Here is a 21,374-nt window from a genome sequence, read left to right as displayed (position 1 = left end):
GATGGCGCTGCGTTGCTTTATGATCGGGAAAATCCACCGGGCCACCGTTACCGCGGCCAGGCTGGACTACGAAGGGAGTTTGTCCATCTGTCCAGCGCTTCTGGAAGCTTCCGGAATCCTTCCCCATGAGCAGGTGGAGGTGTACAACCTGAACAACGGAGAACGGTTGCGAACCTATACCATCGTCGGCGGACCGGGTGAGATCTGTCTCAACGGCGCGGCCGCCTTGAAAGGCGACGTCGGGCATTTGATCATCATTGTGGCCTATTCCTGGCTGGAGCCGGGGGAGGTTGATCAACTGCAGCCGCGTGTGGTGCTCGTGGACAGGGCAAACAAAATTGTTCAGACGGCAAATGCCGGGCCTGACTTCAATAAATTCGACAATGATTGACGAACTCCAGCCGCGCGGCTTCTGGTTCAGGATGAAGAATTTCATCCGGGTCAACCTTCTGGCCGGGATCCTTTTCTTGACCCCGGTCATGGCGACCTTTTTTTTCCTGCGCGTCCTGTTTAATTTCGTGGACGGCTTTTTGCGGTTCCTGCCCGACCCTTTCCAGCCGGAAAATTTTCTGCCCTTCCGCATCCCCGGTCTGGGATTGATCCTCCTGTTTCTCACCGTACTTTTGACCGGGTTCGTGGTCCGCAACTACATGGGCCGCAAGCTTGTGGAAGTGTGGGACCGGGTCATCGAGACCATTCCCCTGGTGAACAAGCTTTATCTCGCCGTAAAACAGCTTGTGGAAACCATTTTCAATCGGTCGCCCCAGGATTTTCAGCGAGTGGTCCTGGTCGAGTACCCCAAGGAAGGGAGTTACGCGCTGGGATTCGTCACCGGTTTCGCAAGCGGGGAGATCCAGCGCAAGACGAAACAGAAAGTGCTCAATGTCTTTGTCCCCACGACTCCCAACCCCACGTCGGGCTTTTATCTGATGGTCCCAGAACAGTCGGTGATCCCCTTGGAAATGAGCGTTGAAGACGCCTTCAAGCTGCTGGTTTCCGGCGGGATCATCAGCCCGGATAAAAAAGAAACCCAATAACAGTCCGTTGAAAAACTCCCAATTGCTGCGTCGCTGCTCCCGCACCTACTTGGGATAACTAATCTTTCAAGCGCCAGAGTGTTCCCTACCCAAGTAGGTGCGGGATTGCTCCTTGCACTTGGGGTTTTTGAACGGACTGTTGGCTAAGGACTTTTTCAACACTCAGATAAAGGAGGAGCGAGCATGCATGGGAATACCAATTCCTATTTCTTCACTTCGGAATCCGTAACCGAAGGCCATCCGGACAAGGTCGCGGATCAGATTTCCGATTCCGTGTTGGACTGCATCATTGCCCAGGACCCCAATGCCCGAGTGGCTTGCGAAACGCTGGTAACCACCGGCCTGGCCTTCATTGCCGGGGAGATCTCCACAGATGCCTATGCCGATTTGCCCAGCATCGTCCGTCAGACGGTCCGGGAGATCGGGTACGTCAACTCTGAAATGGGCTTTGATGCGGACACCTGCGCCGTTGTCTCCTCCATAGACAAGCAATCCTTGGACATTGCCGTGGGCGTGAACAGGACAAAGCCCGAAGAGCAGGGCGCCGGCGACCAGGGCATGATGTTCGGCTTTGCCGTCAATGAGACGCCGACCCTGATGCCGGCTCCGATTTTCTATGCCCATAAGTTGTCCCGTCGGCTGGCCTACGTTCGAAAAAAGAATATTCTGGATTTCCTGCGGCCCGACGGCAAAACCGAGGTTTGCATCGAATACCAGAACGGCAAACCCAAGCGCATCGACAACGTGGTCATCGCCTGCCAGCATGATGAAAACATCGCCTATGTCGACCTGGTGGACGCCGTGAAGCAGGAGGTCATTTTCAAGGTGCTTCCCGAAGAGATGGTGGATGAAAAGATGCGCATCTACATCAACACCACCGGCCGGTTTGTGCTGGGCGGACCGTTGGCGGACTGCGGTCTGACGGGACGCAAAATCATCCAGGACACTTACGGCGGCATGGGCAACCATGGCGGGGGGGCGTTTTCCGGCAAGGATCCTTCCAAGGTGGATCGCTCCGGAGCCTACATGGCCCGCTATATTGCCAAGAACGTGGTGGCCGCGGGCCTGGCCGAACGCTGCGAGGTCCAGGTGGCCTACGCCATCGGCGTGGCCGAGCCCATCTCAACGCTGGTCACGTCCTGGGGAACGGGAGTTGTTTCGGATGAGGTGCTGACCAAGGCCGTGCTCGAAGTTTTCGACCTGCGCCCATATTTCATCAGCAAACGCTTGGACCTGCAGCGAGCCATTTACAAGAAAGCCTCGACCTATGGACATTTCGGGCGCGAAGACGTGGATTTTACCTGGGAAAGCACGGACGCCGCGGACGATTTGCGCACAGCGGCCAAGGTATAAATTCCGGGTCAGGGCAGGCTGACCCTGCTCTCCCGCCGGCAACGGCAGGGGAGCCGGGTATGCATCGGAACAGCGGCTATGGCATATCAAGCCAGCGAAATTTTGCACGGAATCTGGAGCGATCCGGACTGTCGCCGCCGATTGCGCTTGGCCAGGCTGTGGTCGTCCTGGAGCGAGATTGTCGGAGACCATGTGGCGGAACTGGCAAAACCGCTCGGTCACAACAAAACCACCTTGCTCCTGGGCGTGGACGATCCCATGGCCATGCAGGAGATGCATTTCCAGACTCCGGCTATTCTTGCGGCGGTTAATGCGGCTTTGGGTGAAAAATACTTTGACAAGGTTCGACTTGATCTGCTAAATGGCCGTTCTCCCTTGGACGCAATCGAGCAGATGCTTGTTCGGGGGCGGGAAGCCGGATCCCGAACGCCGCGTCAGGTCCTTGAAAGCGCGGCATTGGACGCGGGAGAACTTGGTCATGATGCCGGCAGGTTTTCCACTGTCCCGGCTCTTGAACGATGTTACAGGGCCTATGTCCGCTTGGTTGAAGGGACACGGGCGCAAAAAAAAATAAATCAGTAAATCAACTTGATCGGGAATTTTTTCGGTCGTTTTTAAGGAGAACGGAATGAGCGAGGCGACAGATATTGTCCTGAAGAAGCCTTTGGATAAAATGACGGCCAAGGAACTTCGTGAACTGTGCATTTCCAAGATTCCCCAGATTTCCGGAGCCAGCGGAATGGACAAGGAAGCGCTGGTGGTAGCTGTCCGGGAAGCCCTTGGCTTCAGCACGGACGAAGACCACAAGGGTCCATCGCCTTACAAGGAGCAAATCTGGGCCTTGAAGCGTCAGGTTCGCGATTTGCGCGCCGAAAAAGACCAGCTCCCCGGCACCCAGCGCAAGGAGCGCGATCAGCTGCGTCGGAAAATCAATTTCCTCAAAAAACGGACCCGACGCCTGGCTGCTGCCGCCTAGGGTATGTTGCGCAAGCTGGTGCCGTTCATAATCTGCTTAAAATTTAATTTTTAGATAAAAAATGTTGACAGGCGATCCTCTTTCCCATATATCTACGGACTTTGTGTTGGGGGATCGTCTAGCGGCAGGACTACGGACTCTGACTCCGTCAACCTAGGTTCAAATCCTAGTCCCCCAGCCAAACCCAACAAATGTCCCCATCGTCTAGCCTGGTCCAGGACATCGGCCTTTCACGCCGGTAACAGGGGTTCGAATCCCCTTGGGGACGCCAATTAAAACAACGGTTTAGAGGTTAAAATCTAGGCCTACGCACTCCGCCGAAACGGGCGGGGTAAAATGCGGGGTAAAACCCAAAAATCAAGCCCTGGAAGCTACAGCTTTCGGGGCTTCGTTTTTTGCGAAAGGAAGAAGCTTGCCTGGGGCGCTATGCGCCTTAAAAACGTCCTCAAGTGCTTCCCGCGTATGTTCCAAGCCAAGGCTCTTCAAGTAGCGTTCAGTAGTTGATGGTGATTTGTGGCGAAGGATCGCCTGGATCACCGCCACAGTTTGCCCCGCGTGAAATAATGTTGAAGCGGTCAGATGCCGGATACCGTGAAACCCAAAAAACTTAACCCCGGCACGATCACATAGGCGCTTCATTAGATGTTGACGACTTTTGAAGGGCTTGCCGTGATATTCTTGGCAAAAATTGAATTCATCCTGGCAAACAAAAACATTCTCCACGTCCTTGATCGGCCGATTTTCCCACCATCCCAACAAGGATTTTTTCAATTCTTGAGTCATGGGAAGCCAATCATATTCAAGGGTGCCGTCCTTGCGCTTGTGAGTGCCTAAACGTATGCGGCTGTTCACAAAGTCCACATCCTGCCATGTCAAACGGAATAATTCCGAACGCCTTGCCGCTAGATGTAAGTAAGCAAGCAGCATGATCTTGTCTTGTCCTTCCGCCTTGTTAAATACTGACCAAAAATCTTCTTCCGGCGGTACATACCTGGGGCTACGTTCCTCCTTGAATTTGTCAACCTTCAGGAACGGGCAGGGCGGCAAATTATGGTATTTAATGCCCCAATTCCAGGCCGCGAGCAGGTTTTTGCGGTCCTTGTTACTGGCATATCCGCTCCGTGTTTCTGCCTGTTTTTGCAAGTAAAACAACGCATCTTTTGCAGTAAATGCATCAACCCCCATACCTGCATCGAAAAAAGTAAAAAAAAGCTTAAAAACATCTCTTTTTTCAAGATAAGTTTTATTGAAAAACTTAGTCTTAGCAAAATCAAGGTACATCGTCGCCCAGGTCCCCAAAGATACCGTGGGGGTCATGGCGTTCTTCGGCGACTCTTGCAACTGTTTTGCCGCTTTTTGCTCCCATCCCTTCGCCTCCCTTTTTGTCAAGCAAACCTTGCTCTTGCGTACGCCCTCGACCATCACAGACGCCCGCCACGTCCCGTTTTTTTGTTGATACGGCATTATCAATAAACTCCCATATTTTCTTTTCAAAGAACAACAGAGAACCCCCAACGCATGGTTGAAAGCCCCCCAGCGCTTGTTTGTGTTTGTAAACCCAAGATTTCGGTTTTTGCAACATGTTCGCAAGTTGTTCTGCGGTGTATGTTTTTAGCATAATTTTTTTTATTTTGTTTTATTATTTTGTTAGTCGATTCGTTCTTCCCACTTTATGTTTACATAAAATTCCTATTTTCCCGTCTCTGCTTGAAGTTTGCGCCCAACTTATTAATGAACCCGAGGTTTGCGATATGCTTTTGGTAACAAGTTTAAACGATTATACACCTTTAAACTGTTTTAGCAATACATTTTTATAGTTTTTGACAAACTTATTGTATTTTTTTTGTTTCACTATTTCAAATGGTTAAGCGAAAAAAAAGCTTTTGCTATGCAAATAATTTTATTTAACAAAATCAATTTGTTACGTGCTACGCCCTGTTTGGGCCGTTTTAAGGCCTGTTTTCGTGTATTTTGCGTTTTTGTGATGTTTTATACCAAAAATTAATTTTCTTTTATTTTTTTGATGTTTTTAAGCGTCAAAACACTAACATTTTCCTGTCAGGTCATGCGGATTATGAAGGATAGAAAGAATTCCAGCAGTCAATTCTTCAAGTTTTTGGGATGTGAGGTTTTGTGGGAGGAGTTGTCTGATTTCAGAGTTGGTTTTGGATTGAGGCAGGGTTGTGAAGACGTGCAGGAGGTAGAGGTAGGGATTGAGTCTGTTGGCCTTTGCGATTTCGATGAGGGAAATAGATTGTCGCTCTGGCATCCACACCTGCCGGAAATCCGGCAAAGACCCAGTTTTCTGCCCAGGGCAAAAGGGCGAATGGCGTTCTCCGTGAGGTTGTCAGGTCGCAGGCGTCCATCTTCGAGAAAGACCATAAACCATAAGGTTTGCTCTGACTGCCCGAGCACGTACAACCGCGAACCTGGGTGTGTTTTTTTGGGCGGTCAGATCAATCCTCTGTTCAAGAAGTCCGTCGTGCTGGTACGGAGTATTGCTATAGGGTAATGCCATATCAGGCTTGGATGTGGAGGGGGAGTACGACTGGTTTTTCTGAAGGTTGTACTTTTCAAAGTGTCTAGTTCATTATTTTTGGGTTTACGTTCCTGGTGGTGACGCGCTGACAGCTTGTATATTCAAGACGATTTTAGATGATTGGACGCAAATACCTGAGAACTCCCTTTGCCAAATAGACTTGGCCGGGATTGGAGTCCCCTTCTGTCAGCGCCGTCGTCAGATTGTTGTAGATCAAGACGGGAAATATCCCGCCAAAATACAGAAATGCCTGGATATGACCGTCAAAAAACGCTTGCTGACGTTCACATGGATAGAATCGACCAAAGTGCTTGCCGGAATATTTGCTGCGCATGCAAAAATACTTCAAGCGTACAGACTCTCCGCAGAGTATCGCATTCGCCGTTCCCCAATCCACATCCGCCTCCCGACCAACTTTAGGATCACTGGGAATGTAAACTTTGTTCGATGGATCAAGGCCGAGCTTGATCCGGGCAAAACGGACGTAGCGACGAACTGTATATTCGCTGCCGCGATAATCATGTTCCGACCGTAGGCGGTTGTAGACCCGCCGAGACTTATGCCATTGCTTTTTTGGTTGGCCCTTGTCCTGCTCAAGCCATGAGTCGATGTGGCCAAGATACCGGCCAAGTACAGGAAACGGCTGATGTTGCCGTTCCTTGTAACCCCAAGGCTCACCGCGCAGCGCTTTCCTGACTGTATTCCGAGAATGCCCAGTCACTTGAACAAGCTCGCCGATGCTCTTGCCGTAAACTCGATGAGCAACTCGCATAAATTCATATTGATCCATCTCAAGCATCCTCTTCTCTCCTCGTGTTGAATGACCTGGATAGGCCATTCTCTACTCGAAGATCGTTTGCTTGAGGGGGGCAAATTTTCGGTTATCAAAAACCCCTTTACCCGGTCAAAATTCAGTTAGCATTCCCATCCTCATTCGAGCCATTACAGAAATGCACCCACTGGGTGGAGGAGAATATGTCCAAGAACAATCGCAACAAGGCCCATGTCGTGAAAAAAGTTGAGGCCACCAACGAGACCTTGACCAGCCGGGCCGGCATCAACTTGTTCACGAGTATCTGCATGCAATCCAGATCATCCCCTTGATTGAACTGCTTTTCGGGAGAGTCCGCAAAAAAATCAAAAGGAACGTCCATCGCCGAGTTGTTCACTCAAATTTTGTGCTGGCACTTTGATGGAACCTGCCGTCATTTGTCATCCTTTGACACGCTGGCCAAAGACCCAGGATATGCACAGCCAGCATTGAAACTGACCGTGAGCATATGGTTTCCTCGTATGCCGTCAAAATGTTTTTTAACTCGATCCCGTTACGTTTTTCGTCCATGTTTCGGATGCTGCTGATGCGCCTTTTTGTTTGGAGGCTGAACATCAGCAAGCCGAAACTGATCGTCATCAATATCGATGCCATGGTCATGGACAATGATGACGCTTCCAAACGCGTAGGCGTCGAGCCGACTTACAAAAAAGTATGTGGTTTCGCCCCATTGCAGATGACTTGGGGCAGGTTCATCATCGACGCTATATTTCGCAGTGGGAAGAAACACTCCAACCACGGAAACGATACCGCCAAGATGATCCACCGAGCTGTCAAGCTGATCCGGAACAAATATCGTAAGGATGTGCCGATCATTGTTCGGATGGACTCCGGATATTGCGACCAGAAACTGTTCGCCGAAATGGAACGTCTCCAAATCGGGTATATCTGCGGCGGCCGTTTTCTGCCCGATGTGAAAAGCTACATCAGTTCATTGCCCCAGAAAGCCTTTGATCACCATTACGGCAAGAACGATGAAGACATCTGGGAATACTGCGAATTCGGCGACCGTCGTTCGACGTGGAAGCGTTTCCGCCGGGCCATCTTCTGGCGTCCACTGCTGGAAGAGAAACGCTTTTTTCTTCCAGGGGCACGGCCAGGAACCATGATCTACAACAATCTGGGCATGGGCCAAGCCATTGATGAACAACTCAAAAAGTCCGGTTACGAATACCTGACCAAATCAGAAGAGATCATCAGCTCCTATCACCAGCGTGGAACGGACGAACTGGTCCATCGTTGCCTGAAGGATTTCGGTATTGAACAGCTCCCCTTCAAGAATTTCGCTCCCAATGCAGCCATGTATTACACGATGCTTCTGGGGTTCTTTCTTTTCGAAACGTTCAAAGAGGACGTCAGTAATCCGGTGGTGCCCATATCCGCTACTCCGACCACCCTGCGCCGCAAGCTGGTGGATATCGCCGGGAAGATTGTCAGGACCGCAAAACAGGTCAAGCTTAAGGTGAACGTTGCCGTCATGGAGGCTTTGAATTTCAAAGAACTCTGGGAGCGTTGCGCGAAGGCCCCGCGTTTACTCTGGACATAATCCAGAGATTGGTGCTTGTTAGTAATAAGACAGGAGTATTGCGTCCAAAAAACGTTAAAATGCCAATAAATTGGTTAACTTTGCCAAAATCTTAAAAAATTAAGTCTACCTGCTCAGTGAAGCGGGAATTGTTCTGGCATAAAGTCAAAACCTAACCTCAAATTGGCCTGAATGGTCTACTTGAATTCTCAATCGATCAATTCAGGTTGGAGTTTCATCAGCGGTATTTTTATCCTGCTCATCTGATTTGTTAGGGACCTAGGGATATACATCAGGAACAACTCCCTTCTTCTCATCTTTTCGAGAAACAGCCTTTCCCCCTGGCGGTTGCACCTTCAATGCGTTCTGAAGTCGAAACTTGCGAATCTCATCTTCCGTCAGCAGTTTCTCCTCAAACGCCTTTTGTACAACATACAGAATATCGTTCTTGCGTGTGGACATTCCGCCGTCGCGCAAGATCCTGGCAATCTCAGCAGGACGAATCCCTTTCCTGATGCAGTCCAGAATTGTTTGCGTCAATTTCATGAGCACCGCGTGCTTATCCAACATCCTCTGTGGCTCCGCTGATTTCAAAATTGATTCAAATTTCTCCACATCTGTCATCTCAAAAAGCCGTTTTGACTTTGGCTTTACCGGCATATTTAGCTCCACCATTCATAAAAAATGGTATCGTTATTTTTGTAAAAATTAAACCACAATAAATCAATTTTGAATAAACAAAAACACCAAAACGTGTCAATGTCAAGACAATATTTGTACAAAATATTAATCCATTACCAATGCACATTATAGCGTCAACATCATTTTTTGCAGATAAAAAAACGGACATAAAACCATAAACTGTACAAGCGAGTCGTATAATTTTATCGGCACTTAACCCCATTTTTCGATGCAAAAAATTATAGCCATTCTATAGCTTTTGGGGCGCTAAAACAAGCATTTTTGATGCAAAACGTTTTGTTTTGCAAAATAATAAGTCGAAATTTCGTGAACAAATCATGAAAAAATAGCGAAAGAGAGGATACGGAGTGCGGATGCCTGGTTGTTGGGGGAGCTAAATTCTTTTGGTGGAGCGAAAGGCGAGTTGGATGAGATGGAAGGGGGATATAAGAAGAACCCTTATGATTCGTGGCAATTTCGAGGGTTGGGTATTCCAAAGAGGGTTTTGGAGAGACAGAAGGGGGTTTGGATGGGCGAGGAGTGCGCTTGAGAGAGTCCAGAGAGAGGTTTATGGGGTGGGGAGATATGGGGATGGGTGTTTTTGCGTTGGTGGTGCGGTTAAGGAGGTTGTGAGGTCGTTTATAGCGAGGATAGAGATGTTGGCAATTAAATTCTATTTTTTAAAGAGAGGAAAACCCTGATAATTTCAATAACGGATGGCAAGATTGCATGTTGACAATAAAAAGCTGACTAAGTGGGTTGACAATATTGACATCAAAAGGTAGGATAAGTTTGAAAATTGTTTAAAAATACCGATGGATTCTATGGAGGAAAAGTGGGCGAAAAGAAGACAAAAAAAATCATATCTTTTGAAATAGACTCGAAGCTGGCCTTGCAATTAGAAAGCATGGCTTATTGTACTTGCGTTAGCCGTAGTGAATTTATAAGAAATCTCATCCTTAAAAGATGGGATATGTTGTCAGCAAAAATTGATACAAGAATGGCAATTTTTACTTTAATGTATGAAGCTGATGCTAAGTAAAATATGCAATTGAAGATAAAAATATAAGCGAGAGAATATAGAAAATATTAAAGATTAGAGCAAAATTTTAGAAGGGATTGAAAAAAAGTAAGGAACAAATTGGGAGGTAAATAATGTTAGTAATCCAAAATATATTTCCGAATACTCCTGCAAAAAGTTCAAATATTCAAATTAATTTTCTGGTGAATAATGACGTTCCGACAGAACCAAAACGGTTTGAAATGAAACCAAAACGGTTCCATAGTAAACCAAAGCGGTTTCGAATAAAACCAAAATGGTTTTGAACGGAACCAAAACGGTTTGAAATGAAACCAAAATGGTTTTGAACAGAACCAAAACGGTTTGAAATAGAACCAAAATGGTTTCAAAATAAGCCAAAGCGGTTTGAAATGGAACCAAAATGGTTTCAAAATAAACCAAAGCGGTTTGAAATGAAACCAAAACGGTTTAAAATGGAGCCAAAATGGTTCTAAAATAAACCAAAGCGGTTTCGAATAGAACCAAAACTTCAACGCTCAGAGATTTGACCCACCTACCTTCAACTACCTTATAATTGACCCACCCTTTCTGCCGCTGTCCGGCATCGCTCTGCCTCTTTTCCCTTGGCCGATCTCGCAGTTCGCATCGTTTCATCCTTCCTGTCAGATTGTAATTTCCTGTCGTCCTGATCATTTATATTTCATAAGCCACCAGCATCGTCCTTTTCAAAGAAGATGGCCATGAGACAGAGGCATTCGTGCAAGGAATGCCTACGACTATTCACGCCCTCGCCCCGGCGTCCTGACCAACGGTATTGTTCCCGGGAGCGATGCCAGAATGCCGCAAACGGTACTGGCAGCGGGAAAGGCTCAAGACTCACGAAAAGTATCGAACAATCAGCAAGCGTCTCAGAACGCGTGGCATTAGAAGAACCCTAACTACTGGGCCAAGTACAGCCAGAAACATCCAGGGTATGCTCAGCCCAACGGGAAAAGCAGCGGGAGCGCGGCATCTGGCGGCGGATTGCAAAGATGGATGTCTTACCCCCCCCAGAAAGATTATTTGAATCAGGCACATACATAATTATTCCTGCCCAGGGGGCGATTGCAAAGATGGACGTGATATTCGCTAAAATCGAATTGGTTTCAGCATGTTGCGGATGATGCGATGATGATTGCAAAGATGGACGTTATAGGCATCGACGCATTTGTTCTGCTATGACCTACACATGTCCACCAAAATCATCGAACGCTTCCAGATCATCCCCCGTTACGCGCATACGCGCATGGCCAGGGCTAGGCGTTGAACGCGATGGTCGCCTCCATGAGCCGGTTTGGGCAGAAATCTCCGGTCCTGGTGACCAAGGAGAAACAGGGTTTCGTGCTCATCGACGGCTATTTGCGCCTGCAAGCCGTCAGAATAATCGGGATGGACGTCGTGCGCGCCGATATCCGGGAGGAAAGCGAAGCCGACATGCTGGCCATGGTCTTGAACAAAAGCCAGGAGCGGCAGTGGGAGTCCGTGGAACAGGGGTTTCTGATCAGAGACCTGACGAACCGCTTCGAGTGGAGCATCCTGGATTCCCAAACATACATAACTATGAATTCTTTAAATCGTTTATTTATAAAGCTTTTTGCAAACGGAGGTAGCCTGAATGCTCGTTATGTGTGAAAACACCTAACGAGCAAGATTCACTGTTAAATCAGATGGTTAATGTTGTCTCGTCATGTGTTTCCGGGAATCCAGGGAGCATGGCTCAGGTGGCCCGGAAATTGGGATGCGATCCCAGTTGGATCAGCAGACGCTTGGCATTGGTCAACGTCCTGCCCGAAGAAGACCTGTACGCCTTGTGTAAGGCCCATGTCTCCACATGGGCGGCTGGTCGGATCCTGGCACCCTTGGCACGCGCCAACAAGGACCATGCCGTCAGGTTGACCGGCGCCTTGGTCGAACAGCCTCTGTCCGCAAGAGATCTGAACGTGATTTGGCAACATTACGCGAAATCCAACGCCAAGGTCAGAGACAATCTTGTGGACAATCCGCACCTGTTCATCAAGGCTCACAAGGCTCAGGCTGACAGTGAACAGGACCAGGCTCTGGCCAAAGGGCCGGAAGGCGAATGGGGCAAGGATCTACGTATCATTTGTAGTATTCTTCGGCGTCTGAAACGCAATGCCGGCGTCGTTCTTTACGGAGGCCAGGAGCAGCGAAAGCCGCATCTGCAGGCATTGGAGCAAGCACGCACATTATTTGATGAACTGCAAGCCGCGGTCATGGAGGTTACAAATGGCCAAGCACGAACAATGCACGGCGGTACTGGAAATGCACAAGGCCGGAATGACGATTCGAGAAATCGGAGTAAGCGTCAAAACAACTACTTCTTACAGCATGCCTCCATTTCTGCCATAGGATTCTTCTCATCAACCTTTGAGGAGGAATCAAAATGGCAATCAGCAATCGTAGGTCAGATCCCGAGAAGGCCAATTTCTGGCGCGAGCATGTAGCCAAGTGGCGGGCAAGCGGTTTTTCTCAGGCGGAGTACTGTCGGCAGAACTGCGTTTCCATCAAATCAATGGGATATTGGAAGCGCCGGTTCGAACGTGACCGACAGCCTTCTTTGCCTCCTGTCATAGTTCCCGTCCCACGGCAGCACCTCGTCCCGCCCAGCCCTCGGCAAGATGAGGGGGCTTTGCGTGTCCACCTTGGTCATCGCTTCACGGTGGAGATCTGCGGAGACTTTAGCGTGCCAGTACTGGAAAAGCTTGTTCGCACCTTGGAGCAGCTCCGATGACGCTTCTGGGATCGGCAACCACGGTCAACCTGGTCCTGGGAGCGACGGACATGCGCAAGTCCATCAACGGCCTCTCGCTAATAGTGGCAGACCACTTGGAGCGAGACGTCTTCTCCGGGCATCTCTTCGTTTTTTGCAATCAGTCCAGAACCATCATCAAAATCTTGTATTGGGACCGCAACGGGTTTTGTCTCTGGCAGAAACGACTGGAGATGCACCGTTTCCACTGGCCCAATTCCGAACAAGACGTCCTGGAGATGGAACCTCGCCAACTTCAATGGCTGCTGGACGGACTCGATCTGAAGCAGATTTCTGGCCATCCAGAGCTGAAATATTCAAATTTAAGCTAATTTCTGAATTATATAATAGTTAGCATAAATTTATTGACATTTATAGAGATTTTATCTATTTATCTAGGCCATGGACGCAGTTTCATTGCCAGATAACCTTGATTCACTCAAGGCCATCATCGCGGACAAGGACTCCTACATCTCCCAACTCGAGGAGCAAGTCCGCCTGCTCAAATCGCTGCATTACCAATTCAAATCCGAAAAAGCCAAACTCCGCAACAGACAGGGCCAGCTCAGCTTGTTCAATGAAGCGGAGCTGGTCGCATTGGAACTCGAAAAGCAGGCCGAGGAAAGCTCAGCTGCTGAAGAATTGGAAACGGTCGATGCGCATACCCGCAGAAAAAGAGGGCGCCGTCCTCTCTCCCCTGACTTGCCTCGGCTCGACCGGGTTCACGACATTGCTGATGATGCGAAAATCTGCCCCTGCGGCTGTGCCCTGAAAAAGATCGGTGAAGAGGTCAGTGAAAAGCTGGACGTCATCCCCCAGAAAATCCAGGTCATCCGTCATATCCGACTCAAATACGCCTGCCCGGCCTGTGAAGGAGTCGAAGACGACGGTCCCACCGTAAAAATAGCTCCCATGCCCCCGCAGATCATCAATCAGGGCATCGTCACCGCAGGGCTGTTGGCCTACATCTGCGTGAACAAATTCGTGGACGGCCTGCCTCTGTATCGCCAGGAACAAATATTCGCCCGGATCGGCGCGGCGATTTCCAGAGCTACCATGTCGGGATGGATGATCCTTGCCGCGAATGCCTGCAAGGTGCTTATGGACATGATGATCGAAGAGCTCCGATATGGCGACATCCTTAACATGGACGAGACCACCGTGCAGGTGTTGCGCGAACCGGAACGGGAAAACACCGCCAAATCCTTCATGTGGGTGGCCAGGGGAGGGCCGCCGGGAAGCCCAATTGTCACCTTTCACTATGACCCAAGTCGAGGCGGAAAAGTCGCCGAGTACATCCTGGGTGACTTCAAAGGCTATCTGCAGACCGACGGCTACGCCGGCTACAATGCCGTGGGGGCCAGACCCGGCATCATTCATGTTGGCTGCATGTTCCACGTGCGCAGCAAGTTCATGGACGTGATCAAGGCAGGAGCCAAAAACAAAAATGGAACCGCTGTCACGATCATCAACCTGATCGGCAAGATCTATAAGATCGAAAAGCAGGCCCGGATAGACAAGTTGAACCCGGATCAGATCAAGGCCTTGCGTCAGGAGCACACCAAGCCGATCATGGATAAAATCAAGGCCATCCTGGATGAACGGGTCCTGACTACCCCGCCCAAAGGCCTGCTGGGGAAAGCCATTACTTACGCCCTCGGCCAGTGGAGTCGCGTCGTGGTTTTCCTCGAAGACGGACGCCTGCGGCCTGACAACAACCTTGCGGAAAACGCCATCCGGCCCTTTGCCGTAGGCAGAAAAAATTGGCTCTTCGCCGGATCCCCTACAGGTGCACATGCCAGTGCGACCATCTATTCCCTCATCGAAACCGCAAAAGCCAACGGGCTCAATCCCTACCTCTACCTCCTGCACGTCTTCACCTCCCTGCCCCAAGCCAAAACCAACACTGAAATCAGACAGCTACTCCCACAAAATCTTACACCTCAAAAACTTGAAGAATTGACTGCTGGAAATTCTGTCCCTTCATAGTCCGCATGACTTGGCAGGAAAAGATGTAGGCGTTCTGACGCTTACTTTTCTCCAGCCGGGACGTACGACGGGATAGCAAGTCGTTCTACGATGAATTCAATATCTTTAACTGAAAGGTCTATCGCTCGGCTGGTAATCTGCGATAGCCTTTCCGCAACATGAGCTAGATCTACCACGTGGAACCACGGCGAGATCGTCCTTGGAATCTGAGTATCGTTGAACTCGATCGTTTTGTGGAATACCGTAATCCCTGATATGTGTCCGTAGTTCGGGTTTCTCCCCGACGGAAGCGTGTCGAGCGCTTTTAGGAAATCGAGCAATGAGAATTTGTTATCACGGATTTGTAGATACGGATTGCGCTTATTGCCGCCCTTGATCTCAACGTCATTCGCGTACCAGCGTCCGTTCTCCGAGAACAAAACCTTTCCTTCGTAGTCTTTGAGATCAAGAACTGAGATGCTGTCATGCTTCAACACGGCAGCGTCAATTTCTGAACCCTGGCAGTAGAAATTCCCGAGTAACACTACCAATTCTTCGGATTCTTGCCAGACTCGCTTGAGTTCCCCATATAACTCATCGAAAGCACGATTTTCATGCGTAGTCTGGAATGGAAGTGTTCGATAAGCTCTTACTGGCATGATTGGGCCTAAACTGCCACCTGTTGAATGCAGGTGGGTTTAAGTCAGCGGACTGAATGTCCAGATAAAAACGGCAGGCTTCACAACTGGTAATGACTTACTTTTATACGGCTCCACCTTGTATGGCTCTCGGCATGGTAAATTTCGTAAAGTAAACGGTGCTTTGTCGTATCCAATCACATTGAAAACTAATCTAACCAAACCGAAAAAAAGGATGGCTCAGCATAAGTGAATGATCTTAAATAATTGCATCATTCCGTATTGAGGAGAAAGGTTCTTAAGTTCAAGCCATGATTGGTGTCACTTTTTTTCATACTATGACAAGTTTTCCCTTCATCCCTATCTTTGGCAATAAGGTCAAGTACGAGTGGTGGATTAGAACTTAAACCACGGGAAGCCCTCCAACATTTAAGGGCTTCCCCTGGCCAGCTTCTCGCTTACGCCGCCTTCCGGAAATTCTCCAACGCCGCGAAGTAACCAGTCAACTGCTTGAGCATTTTCGCATCCCTCTTGCACCGGCTCAATGTGATGAACTGCTCACTGATCTCGCCGGGCGTCAAATCCTTCGAACCGTGACCGTACTTCTTCACGAGGTACATCTCGTACAGCTCAACCTGATCTCCGAGACCCAAGGTCCGCAGAACACCGTACAGATCTACGACCGTCGTGCCGCTGTCCGTCCTCGGGATAGGCTTTGATGGCGGGGGGATCTGGACCACCGTTGGCTTGGACTGCGCATTGACGGGCTGATCACTCCCGTTTCCGTTGGCAGACTCGCCTGTCAGCCAGGCCATCAGACGCTCGCCGGTGGCCTTGCCAGGGGTAAAGTAGGAACCGTCGAACAGACCCGTTCGGTCCTTCGTCGCCGTGGCGATATGCCCGTCCACCGACAGTTCCAGGACCGTCGTGAATTCGTACTCGAGCCCGTCTCGCTGGACAGGAGCCAGACCGATCTTGACAGGCCGGGTCTTGCCGGTCCGCTCGTCTTTCTGGACATCCCAAGCCGTCTTTGACCTGATCGTCGCGATGATGTGTAGGGGCGCTCCGAGCATGGCGTCCACAAGCTGGTTGTGCTTCGGGCTGGCTTCCCTCCATGCGGCGAAATTGTTCTTCACTGCCTGCGTCGCCCGATCCACGAATTCCAGGATACCGCCTTCGCCGGCCCAGGCGTGTGTCAGGGAGTCGATGATCAGCATCTCGTATCCGGCCTCTGCCGCGCCCTGAATGGCTGGACGTAGCGGCCGGGGTCGTATGGGGGTGTGAGTTCGGCCACTCACCACTTCCACATCAGGTTCGCCGAAGACCACGAACAGGTTGCCCTTGCCGGTATTTTTCAGGTCGTCGGCCATGTGCAGGTCCGCGTTCATTCGGGCCTTGAGAACGGGGATGCGGCCCAGCTTGGTGAAGTCCGCGGAGTGGGCGTCGTAGTTGAAGGCGCAGGCGATCAGGGCGTCGAACCCGGCGTCTCCGGCCTCGCGGGCCGCGGCCACCAGATCGGGTCTGGAGACGGTTCCGAATTCCGGGCCTATGAATACCGCTGCGCGTTGAGTGGTGGTTTGTGGTTGGTGACTTGTGTCTTGTGAATGTGATTTGTGACTTGTGGATTGTGGATTGTTCAAACCACCAGCCACTGAACACAACTGTCCAGTGATTTGTGACTTGTGCCTTGTGTCTTGTTCAAACCACCAGCCACCAGCCACTGATCACTGGCCTCAAAGAGGCCCTCCGCGTGCTGGTAGAACTCGGTCTTGGCCGCTTCGTCGGCAATGCCGTTGAAGTCCGCGAACAGGCTGAATTGGGTCTGTTTTGGAGGGCGTCGTCCTTCGCGTTCCCGGACCAGATCGTCGATAAGCACCTTGGGGTGGACCTTCTCCTGGATGTACAGGGGCGGAGCGTGGACCACCAGGTCGGACCAGTCCTGTTCATCCTTGCCCCGCCAGACCAGCTGTGGGTCCAGGTCACGGTTGCGGCGCTCGTATGCCAGACGGATGGGACTCTGCTCATCCTTGCGCATGATGGACTGGTATTCCGCCGTGGGGATGTTCACCCGATTGGCGTCCGGATGGGTGATGGTCTCAATGGTCTTGTAGGCTGGTTCGGTGTTCTTTTTGGGCATTTATCCTTTCCTCGAAAGATATTCCCTGGCAGTGCAGATGGTAACGCCCAAGACAGTGTGTCCATAATAGGCGCTAAAATGTCTGAAATCACCGGCCAGAAAGAAATCAGCCCGGGCTGTCGCCGCGGCCATGAAAACCGGTTTGTCCTTGGGTGGCAGGGCAATGGGACAGGAGAGTTCCGGATCTGGTTCGGATACAATCCGCAGGTGAACGAGGATGTCTTGCAATACGGCGAGATGTCCGGGATGGGTGAGGTTTCTCCTGGCTTCCTCGATAACGTACCGCGAAGCCAGCAGACGGCACAGGCCAGCCGCGTCACGATCAAGAAGCCGCCACAAAGCCCCTTGCTGCCATAACTGATGGAAAAGAGGATATTGGCATCTAAAAAGACACTTTCCCGGCCTTTCATGCGCTGAGCCGCTGGTGGGGGATCAACTCCGGATCAAGACCCATTTCGCGGATCTGCTTAACTGCCTCGATATAATCTTCGTGGGTAACGGCGTTGTTCAGTAAAAACTCAGCCTTTCGTTCGGGGGTGTACACCTCTACCGGCAAGGTGACCACCGGTTGCAGAAAAACACCTTGCTCGGTGGGTTGCACAAGAATCCGGGTTCCTTCCGAAAAACCATACTGCTGCCGAATGGCCGCCGGGATAATGATCGCCCCGCGTTTGCCAATTTTTATTGTTTCTGGCTGATGAGGCATGACACAACTCCTTGAAAGTAAAAATCGGAATATCTGATATTCAGATTAGGGCGTGCATGACGCGTGGTCAAGCATAACCCTATCAGCAGGTTGGCGCCCATTCTTCGGCCCTTCGGTCACGATTTTCATGGAATCAGTAGATTTTGGGCATGCTGAGGTCGGTGCAAAAAGTCCCTGGGCCGAAGCCAACGCCCCAAGACCTTCCGGCAACCTCCTGTTTTACAAACCACAAGCCACACGTCATTGACTACTGCCGAGTGCAAAAAGCACTTTTTGCACTCGGTTTCTTGCTCATCCTTGCGCATGATGGACTGATATTCCGCCGTGGGGATGTTCACCCGGTTGGCGTCCGGAAGGGTGATGGTCTCAACGGTCTTGTAGGCTGGTTCGGTTTTCTTTTTAGGCATTGGAGATTGTCCAGTTTGGCATACGCGGAATCATGATGCTTCATGAAAATGGATTGACAATTTTTGTGTTTTTGATCCTGAAGTTGTTTTGCATATCTTCAGAGTAAAGAATATCTGCCTTTGCGTAGACTGCACAAGACGCAACGATACTATCCCAAAAAGAAAATGAATGATTCTCTCTCAATATTGAGGCATTTGAAAGGACTTTATTTTCAATGTCAATTACTTCATATTTTTTATAAAAATTGTCAATCAGCCTTCTTATGCTGTCCTCAGAAAAATTAGCCTTCCTTATTAGGTTTATGCAAACTTCATTGATTATTTGACTGCTAATCAAAATAGAGTAGCTGTCATTTGTGATAATTGATTTTGCAATTTCGCTTTTTCTTGGTTCTTGTGCTTTAATAAATGCGTATAACCAAACATTGGAGTCAATGAAACAGGATATTATTGTATTTTTATCTTTCATATATTGCATCCCTTTTGAGCGGAACAAAGCTATTCAGCTTGATTGGATTTTTGATAATTTCATCTATAAAATCCATATCATCATCCATGGTTTGTTCTGTCAGCAATATGACTTTTACATTTGAACTGATTTTATTTTTGTATCTTTCAGGAATATATATACAGCCATCTTTTATTTTTGTCTTAAATTCAATTGCTTGCATATTAATCTCCTTTTCTCAAAGCATAATGGACAAAACCTTACTCGTTCTTATTCCAAACCACCAGCCACGCATCACCGTCTGACACCGCCACAACCATTTCAATGAATCTTCCCGCACTTTGGCGCGAAAATAAACCCGCTCTTGATGAGGCCACTGCAAAAGTTTGTGGACTGAATCCACAACTCTGTGAGCTTCACGCAACATGTTGATTTTACTGACCACTAACCACTGATCACTGACCACTGCTTGGTGCGAAAAGACTTTTTGCACCAGCTCCTTGACCGGCTTTTTCTTTTGCTAGCAGCAGAAAAAACAATACTTGTATGCAATCAACAGGGGATACTCTCATGATATACGGTTTCCGGCGCGATATCGATGCCGTCCGGCCATGTGACGGTTCCATAGGCCACTTTTGCCAGGGAGAAAAAGCCGGGGTTCTCCAGTCGACGATAAACCGGATAGCCAAGGTAGGGTCGCATGTCGAAACGTCTGGTCTCGCCAGTGTTGAATCCAACAACAAGCTCAAACCCATGAGATGCTTGGACAGATGTAATTTCGATCATGTGAATTACCTCTTAACGTAAAGGCTCAATGGGGAATATGGGCTCGCCGTTCACGGCCAGTGTCCAGTTGGCCATAAGTTCTTCTTCATGGATGGTAAATAGTCTTTCTCAACTATCTTTACAAACCACCAGTCGCCCATTACCGCCCACCAACCACAGCCACGATCATCTCGTTAAACCTTTCTCGGACCTTGGCCGCGAAATCCGTTTCGATCTTGTATACCTCGGTGAACTCGGCGCTGGTCCAGCGGCCAAAGCGGCCGTCGTTGTTCACGCCGGGCACCCAGAAGGTGTCCAGGGCCAGCTTCTTGTTCTTGGCGTCTTCCCCGCGTCGGCCCTTGATCTCCACGATCAGGTGCAGCGGGTCTTCCTGCCCATCGTCCACCAGCACGATGAAGTCGGGCCGGTAGCGGTGGGCTGTGGAGCCCTTGCGGTAGGGTACCTCGAAGCCCAGGTTGTGGTTCTTGACGTAGGCCCGGATCTGAGGATGCTCCTCAACGACCCGGCAGAACTCCGCCTCCCAATCGCTGTCCAGGATCATCCAGTTGACGTGACAGCGCCGGGCGTCGGTCTGCCAGCGGTCACGTTTGGAGGTGTTGAAATTGACGTGCATGGTGGAGCCGATGGGCGTGAACGGGTCCAGCGTGACCTTGATTGGGCGGTCGCCGATGTGGGCCAAGGTGATGGCCGCGGTGATCCGCTCGCAGGCCATGTCCGACAGCTCCTGGTACATCAACTGGCCTGGATAGGTACCGCCGGAGCAGTTCAGGCAGGTGTCCAGCCACTGCTTGGCAATGCGCTTGAGTTGCCCGAAGAGGTAGAGTTTGGGCTGCTCGTCCGGATCTCGCCATTTGGTCTCCACCAGACGCTGGGTGAGATGATAAAGCAGTGTGGATCGGCGCATGTCCTGGAGGTGTTCCAGGGTCAAATTCACGCCCTCGCCGATAATGCCCTGGTTCTTGGTAATGGACGGGCCGACCAGTTCCGGGGTCAGCTCCAGGATGGAGTCGTCGGTGAAATGGGCGGTCAGGCGCTCTTCGGGCAGCTCGATGCGGTAGCCCTGGACCCGGGGGAAGCGGATTTCCAGGTGATCGCGGTCCGGTTTGACGGCCTTGACCTGGATGGTTTCCCGGGGCGGCTGGGGCGGGGCGATGACCGGCTTGGCCGTGAAGTCGAAGGGAATGCCCAGAACGTCGGCGTATTCGACATTGAACAGGCCCTGTTCGTTGAGGTCGTAGGACTGACGGCGCAGGGCGCGGCCAATGACCTGTTCGCAGAGCAGTTGGGAGCCAAAGGCCCGCACGCCCAAGACATGGGTTACAGTGTTGGCGTCCCAGCCCTCGGTGAGCATGGACACGGAAACCACGCAGCGGATGCTTTCCCCCAGCCCGACACTTAACCCCTCCCTATCCACTCTCTCCCTAAGGCCCGCCTTCACCGGCGGGCTTTTTTTGCGTCCATGCCGCAGCCTCAAAAAAACGCTTCAACGAGTGGTGGCCAGGAGGCTAAAA

Annotated in this window: 29 protein-coding genes, 2 tRNA genes and 2 pseudogenes; 17 read left to right on the top strand and 16 right to left on the bottom strand. The window is 50.3% G+C overall.

Annotated elements, in window-relative coordinates; all coding sequences use genetic code 11:
* Position 1: 1 nt before the first annotated feature.
* The 7 genes from panD (at position 2) to ACYQ15_RS07875 (ending at position 3,637) form a co-directional block, all read left to right on the top strand.
* Positions 2–391 carry an aspartate 1-decarboxylase gene (gene panD / locus ACYQ15_RS07905; protein ID WP_459936979.1) on the top strand — a complete coding sequence of 130 codons (390 nt, stop codon included), beginning with the start codon at positions 2–4 and terminating at the stop codon, positions 389–391.
* On the top strand, positions 384–1,037 hold the full coding sequence (locus tag ACYQ15_RS07900; protein ID WP_459936978.1) for a DUF502 domain-containing protein: 654 nt from the start codon (positions 384–386) through the stop codon (positions 1,035–1,037). Before panD ends, ACYQ15_RS07900 begins: the two co-directional genes overlap by 8 nt.
* 183 nt (positions 1,038–1,220) lie before the next feature.
* Entirely contained in the window at positions 1,221–2,390 is a 1,170-nt protein-coding gene (metK, locus tag ACYQ15_RS07895; protein WP_459936977.1) for a methionine adenosyltransferase, read from the top strand.
* A gap of 78 nt (positions 2,391–2,468) precedes the next feature.
* Positions 2,469–2,972: a DciA family protein gene (locus tag ACYQ15_RS07890; protein WP_459936976.1), complete on the top strand. Its 504-nt coding sequence runs from the start codon at positions 2,469–2,471 to the stop codon at positions 2,970–2,972.
* A gap of 46 nt (positions 2,973–3,018) precedes the next feature.
* Complete coding sequence (locus ACYQ15_RS07885) at positions 3,019–3,366, top strand: hypothetical protein (protein WP_459936975.1); 348 nt, start codon at positions 3,019–3,021, stop codon at positions 3,364–3,366.
* 107 nt (positions 3,367–3,473) lie between these two features.
* Positions 3,474–3,547 (top strand) — tRNA-Gln (locus ACYQ15_RS07880).
* Between the two features lie 12 nt (positions 3,548–3,559).
* Positions 3,560–3,637, top strand: a tRNA-Glu gene (locus ACYQ15_RS07875).
* A gap of 86 nt (positions 3,638–3,723) precedes the next feature.
* Here the strand turns inward: ACYQ15_RS07875 and ACYQ15_RS07870 are convergent.
* The 4 genes and pseudogenes from ACYQ15_RS07870 to ACYQ15_RS07860 form a co-directional block, all read right to left on the bottom strand.
* A complete protein-coding gene (locus tag ACYQ15_RS07870) occupies positions 3,724–4,830 on the bottom strand; it encodes a tyrosine-type recombinase/integrase (protein ID WP_459936974.1) in 1,107 nt (368 codons plus the stop codon).
* A gap of 580 nt (positions 4,831–5,410) precedes the next feature.
* Positions 5,411–5,635, bottom strand: coding sequence for a transposase domain-containing protein (locus ACYQ15_RS07865; protein WP_459936973.1), 225 nt, complete (start codon positions 5,633–5,635; stop codon positions 5,411–5,413).
* A gap of 35 nt (positions 5,636–5,670) precedes the next feature.
* A pseudogene (locus ACYQ15_RS22060) lies at positions 5,671–5,748 on the bottom strand (hypothetical protein); the annotation flags it as partial.
* Between the two features lie 269 nt (positions 5,749–6,017).
* On the bottom strand, positions 6,018–6,704 hold the full coding sequence (locus ACYQ15_RS07860; RefSeq protein ID WP_459936972.1) for a transposase: 687 nt from the start codon (positions 6,702–6,704) through the stop codon (positions 6,018–6,020).
* Positions 6,705–6,880: 176 nt separating this feature from the next.
* On the opposite strand from ACYQ15_RS07860, the gene ACYQ15_RS07855 reads away from it, so the two are divergent.
* Positions 6,881–7,009 (top strand): hypothetical protein, encoded by a 129-nt coding sequence (locus ACYQ15_RS07855; RefSeq protein WP_459936971.1) that lies wholly within the window; start codon positions 6,881–6,883, stop codon positions 7,007–7,009.
* Positions 7,010–7,185: 176 nt separating this feature from the next.
* Complete coding sequence (locus ACYQ15_RS07850; RefSeq protein WP_459936970.1) at positions 7,186–8,283, top strand: IS1380 family transposase; 1,098 nt, start codon at positions 7,186–7,188, stop codon at positions 8,281–8,283.
* Positions 8,284–8,541: 258 nt separating this feature from the next.
* Here the strand turns inward: ACYQ15_RS07850 and ACYQ15_RS07845 are convergent, their stop codons facing one another.
* Together ACYQ15_RS07845 and ACYQ15_RS07840 are read right to left on the bottom strand one after the other, a co-directional pair.
* A complete protein-coding gene (locus ACYQ15_RS07845) occupies positions 8,542–8,922 on the bottom strand; it encodes a hypothetical protein (protein WP_459936969.1) in 381 nt (126 codons plus the stop codon).
* On the bottom strand, positions 8,888–9,166 hold the full coding sequence (locus ACYQ15_RS07840; RefSeq protein ID WP_459936968.1) for a hypothetical protein: 279 nt from the start codon (positions 9,164–9,166) through the stop codon (positions 8,888–8,890). The genes ACYQ15_RS07845 and ACYQ15_RS07840 overlap by 35 nt, the downstream gene beginning before the upstream one ends.
* 205 nt (positions 9,167–9,371) lie before the next feature.
* Here ACYQ15_RS07840 and ACYQ15_RS07835 point away from each other — a divergent pair, with 205 nt between their 5' ends.
* The 7 genes from ACYQ15_RS07835 to tnpC all read left to right on the top strand — a co-directional run bounded on the left by ACYQ15_RS07835 (position 9,372) and on the right by tnpC (position 14,762).
* On the top strand, positions 9,372–9,644 hold the full coding sequence (locus ACYQ15_RS07835) for a hypothetical protein (RefSeq protein ID WP_459936967.1): 273 nt from the start codon (positions 9,372–9,374) through the stop codon (positions 9,642–9,644).
* A 134-nt stretch (positions 9,645–9,778) separates the two neighbouring features.
* Positions 9,779–9,985, top strand: a complete 207-nt coding sequence (locus tag ACYQ15_RS07830; protein WP_459936966.1) for a hypothetical protein — start codon at positions 9,779–9,781, stop codon at positions 9,983–9,985.
* A 1,290-nt stretch (positions 9,986–11,275) separates the two neighbouring features.
* On the top strand, positions 11,276–11,635 hold the full coding sequence (locus ACYQ15_RS07825; RefSeq protein ID WP_487247222.1) for a ParB N-terminal domain-containing protein: 360 nt from the start codon (positions 11,276–11,278) through the stop codon (positions 11,633–11,635).
* Positions 11,636–11,715: 80 nt separating this feature from the next.
* Entirely contained in the window at positions 11,716–12,468 is a 753-nt protein-coding gene (locus ACYQ15_RS07820; protein WP_459936964.1) for a hypothetical protein, read from the top strand.
* Positions 12,408–12,755 carry an IS66 family insertion sequence element accessory protein TnpA gene (tnpA, locus tag ACYQ15_RS07815; protein WP_459936963.1) on the top strand — a complete coding sequence of 116 codons (348 nt, stop codon included), beginning with the start codon at positions 12,408–12,410 and terminating at the stop codon, positions 12,753–12,755. Before ACYQ15_RS07820 ends, tnpA begins: the two co-directional genes overlap by 61 nt.
* Entirely contained in the window at positions 12,752–13,105 is a 354-nt protein-coding gene (tnpB, locus tag ACYQ15_RS07810; RefSeq protein ID WP_459935681.1) for an IS66 family insertion sequence element accessory protein TnpB, read from the top strand. The genes tnpA and tnpB overlap by 4 nt, the downstream gene beginning before the upstream one ends.
* Positions 13,106–13,175: 70 nt before the next feature.
* The gene (gene tnpC, locus ACYQ15_RS07805) at positions 13,176–14,762 is read left to right on the top strand and encodes an IS66 family transposase (RefSeq protein ID WP_459936962.1); all 1,587 of its coding nucleotides are present in this window, start codon (positions 13,176–13,178) and stop codon (positions 14,760–14,762) included.
* A 41-nt stretch (positions 14,763–14,803) separates the two neighbouring features.
* On the opposite strand, the gene ACYQ15_RS07800 is transcribed toward tnpC, so the two are convergent.
* The 3 genes from ACYQ15_RS07800 to ACYQ15_RS07790 form a co-directional block, all read right to left on the bottom strand.
* A complete protein-coding gene (locus tag ACYQ15_RS07800) occupies positions 14,804–15,400 on the bottom strand; it encodes a nuclease-related domain-containing protein (protein WP_459936961.1) in 597 nt (198 codons plus the stop codon).
* A 437-nt stretch (positions 15,401–15,837) separates the two neighbouring features.
* Positions 15,838–17,019 (bottom strand): AAA family ATPase, encoded by a 1,182-nt coding sequence (locus ACYQ15_RS07795; protein ID WP_459936960.1) that lies wholly within the window; start codon positions 17,017–17,019, stop codon positions 15,838–15,840.
* Positions 17,016–17,516 carry a hypothetical protein gene (locus ACYQ15_RS07790; protein ID WP_459936959.1) on the bottom strand — a complete coding sequence of 167 codons (501 nt, stop codon included), beginning with the start codon at positions 17,514–17,516 and terminating at the stop codon, positions 17,016–17,018. Before ACYQ15_RS07790 ends, ACYQ15_RS07795 begins: the two co-directional genes overlap by 4 nt.
* 78 nt (positions 17,517–17,594) lie before the next feature.
* Here ACYQ15_RS07790 and ACYQ15_RS07785 point away from each other — a divergent pair, with 78 nt between their 5' ends.
* A complete protein-coding gene (locus tag ACYQ15_RS07785; protein ID WP_459936958.1) occupies positions 17,595–17,873 on the top strand; it encodes a hypothetical protein in 279 nt (92 codons plus the stop codon).
* 49 nt (positions 17,874–17,922) lie between these two features.
* Here the strand turns inward: ACYQ15_RS07785 and ACYQ15_RS07780 are convergent, their stop codons facing one another.
* From ACYQ15_RS07780 to ACYQ15_RS07750, 7 genes and pseudogenes are all read right to left on the bottom strand, one after another.
* Entirely contained in the window at positions 17,923–18,222 is a 300-nt protein-coding gene (locus ACYQ15_RS07780; protein ID WP_459936957.1) for an AbrB/MazE/SpoVT family DNA-binding domain-containing protein, read from the bottom strand.
* Between the two features lie 125 nt (positions 18,223–18,347).
* Positions 18,348–18,629, bottom strand: coding sequence for a hypothetical protein (locus tag ACYQ15_RS07775; RefSeq protein WP_459936956.1), 282 nt, complete (start codon positions 18,627–18,629; stop codon positions 18,348–18,350).
* Positions 18,630–18,669: 40 nt separating this feature from the next.
* The gene (locus ACYQ15_RS07770; RefSeq protein ID WP_459936955.1) at positions 18,670–19,098 is read right to left on the bottom strand and encodes a PIN domain-containing protein; all 429 of its coding nucleotides are present in this window, start codon (positions 19,096–19,098) and stop codon (positions 18,670–18,672) included.
* Positions 19,088–19,300, bottom strand: a complete 213-nt coding sequence (locus ACYQ15_RS07765) for a hypothetical protein (protein ID WP_459936954.1) — start codon at positions 19,298–19,300, stop codon at positions 19,088–19,090. The genes ACYQ15_RS07770 and ACYQ15_RS07765 overlap by 11 nt, the downstream gene beginning before the upstream one ends.
* 15 nt (positions 19,301–19,315) lie before the next feature.
* Positions 19,316–19,570, bottom strand: a complete 255-nt coding sequence (locus tag ACYQ15_RS07760) for a hypothetical protein (RefSeq protein ID WP_459936953.1) — start codon at positions 19,568–19,570, stop codon at positions 19,316–19,318.
* A 59-nt stretch (positions 19,571–19,629) separates the two neighbouring features.
* A complete protein-coding gene (locus ACYQ15_RS07755; RefSeq protein WP_459936952.1) occupies positions 19,630–19,863 on the bottom strand; it encodes a DUF2442 domain-containing protein in 234 nt (77 codons plus the stop codon).
* Positions 19,864–20,002: 139 nt separating this feature from the next.
* Positions 20,003–21,256 (bottom strand): annotated as a pseudogene (locus ACYQ15_RS07750) (restriction endonuclease); the annotation flags it as partial.
* Positions 21,257–21,374 lie beyond the last annotated feature (118 nt).

The organism is Desulfonatronum parangueonense (genome assembly GCF_054656975.1).
The sequence above is the reverse complement of the archived record's forward strand: the minus strand, read 5'-3'. Positions and strand labels throughout refer to the sequence as shown.

What these genes read in the sequence shown, in the direction of transcription:
- tnpC (WP_459936962.1), top strand. Translation starts at nt 13,176, where the DNA reads ATGGACGCAGTTTCATTGCCAGATAACCTTGATTCACTCAAGGCCATC.
- ACYQ15_RS07870 (WP_459936974.1), bottom strand. Translation starts at nt 4,830, where the DNA reads ATGCCGTATCAACAAAAAAACGGGACGTGGCGGGCGTCTGTGATGGTC.
- ACYQ15_RS07800 (WP_459936961.1), bottom strand. Translation starts at nt 15,400, where the DNA reads ATGCCAGTAAGAGCTTATCGAACACTTCCATTCCAGACTACGCATGAA.
- panD (WP_459936979.1), top strand. Translation starts at nt 2, where the DNA reads ATGGCGCTGCGTTGCTTTATGATCGGGAAAATCCACCGGGCCACCGTT.
- ACYQ15_RS07770 (WP_459936955.1), bottom strand. Translation starts at nt 19,098, where the DNA reads ATGAAAGATAAAAATACAATAATATCCTGTTTCATTGACTCCAATGTT.
- ACYQ15_RS07855 (WP_459936971.1), top strand. Translation starts at nt 6,881, where the DNA reads ATGTCCAAGAACAATCGCAACAAGGCCCATGTCGTGAAAAAAGTTGAG.
- ACYQ15_RS07790 (WP_459936959.1), bottom strand. Translation starts at nt 17,516, where the DNA reads ATGCCCAAAAAGAACACCGAACCAGCCTACAAGACCATTGAGACCATC.
- ACYQ15_RS07890 (WP_459936976.1), top strand. Translation starts at nt 2,469, where the DNA reads ATGGCATATCAAGCCAGCGAAATTTTGCACGGAATCTGGAGCGATCCG.
- ACYQ15_RS07845 (WP_459936969.1), bottom strand. Translation starts at nt 8,922, where the DNA reads ATGCCGGTAAAGCCAAAGTCAAAACGGCTTTTTGAGATGACAGATGTG.
- ACYQ15_RS07865 (WP_459936973.1), bottom strand. Translation starts at nt 5,635, where the DNA reads ATGCCAGAGCGACAATCTATTTCCCTCATCGAAATCGCAAAGGCCAAC.
- ACYQ15_RS07860 (WP_459936972.1), bottom strand. Translation starts at nt 6,704, where the DNA reads ATGCTTGAGATGGATCAATATGAATTTATGCGAGTTGCTCATCGAGTT.
- ACYQ15_RS07825 (WP_487247222.1), top strand. Translation starts at nt 11,276, where the DNA reads ATGGTCGCCTCCATGAGCCGGTTTGGGCAGAAATCTCCGGTCCTGGTG.
- ACYQ15_RS07900 (WP_459936978.1), top strand. Translation starts at nt 384, where the DNA reads ATGATTGACGAACTCCAGCCGCGCGGCTTCTGGTTCAGGATGAAGAAT.
- metK (WP_459936977.1), top strand. Translation starts at nt 1,221, where the DNA reads ATGCATGGGAATACCAATTCCTATTTCTTCACTTCGGAATCCGTAACC.
- ACYQ15_RS07755 (WP_459936952.1), bottom strand. Translation starts at nt 19,863, where the DNA reads ATGATCGAAATTACATCTGTCCAAGCATCTCATGGGTTTGAGCTTGTT.
- ACYQ15_RS07765 (WP_459936954.1), bottom strand. Translation starts at nt 19,300, where the DNA reads ATGCAAGCAATTGAATTTAAGACAAAAATAAAAGATGGCTGTATATAT.
- tnpA (WP_459936963.1), top strand. Translation starts at nt 12,408, where the DNA reads ATGGCAATCAGCAATCGTAGGTCAGATCCCGAGAAGGCCAATTTCTGG.
- ACYQ15_RS07775 (WP_459936956.1), bottom strand. Translation starts at nt 18,629, where the DNA reads ATGCCTAAAAAGAAAACCGAACCAGCCTACAAGACCGTTGAGACCATC.
- ACYQ15_RS07835 (WP_459936967.1), top strand. Translation starts at nt 9,372, where the DNA reads ATGAGATGGAAGGGGGATATAAGAAGAACCCTTATGATTCGTGGCAAT.
- ACYQ15_RS07785 (WP_459936958.1), top strand. Translation starts at nt 17,595, where the DNA reads ATGTCTGAAATCACCGGCCAGAAAGAAATCAGCCCGGGCTGTCGCCGC.
- ACYQ15_RS07850 (WP_459936970.1), top strand. Translation starts at nt 7,186, where the DNA reads ATGGTTTCCTCGTATGCCGTCAAAATGTTTTTTAACTCGATCCCGTTA.
- ACYQ15_RS07780 (WP_459936957.1), bottom strand. Translation starts at nt 18,222, where the DNA reads ATGCCTCATCAGCCAGAAACAATAAAAATTGGCAAACGCGGGGCGATC.
- tnpB (WP_459935681.1), top strand. Translation starts at nt 12,752, where the DNA reads ATGACGCTTCTGGGATCGGCAACCACGGTCAACCTGGTCCTGGGAGCG.
- ACYQ15_RS07840 (WP_459936968.1), bottom strand. Translation starts at nt 9,166, where the DNA reads ATGGGGTTAAGTGCCGATAAAATTATACGACTCGCTTGTACAGTTTAT.
- ACYQ15_RS07885 (WP_459936975.1), top strand. Translation starts at nt 3,019, where the DNA reads ATGAGCGAGGCGACAGATATTGTCCTGAAGAAGCCTTTGGATAAAATG.
- ACYQ15_RS07820 (WP_459936964.1), top strand. Translation starts at nt 11,716, where the DNA reads ATGGCTCAGGTGGCCCGGAAATTGGGATGCGATCCCAGTTGGATCAGC.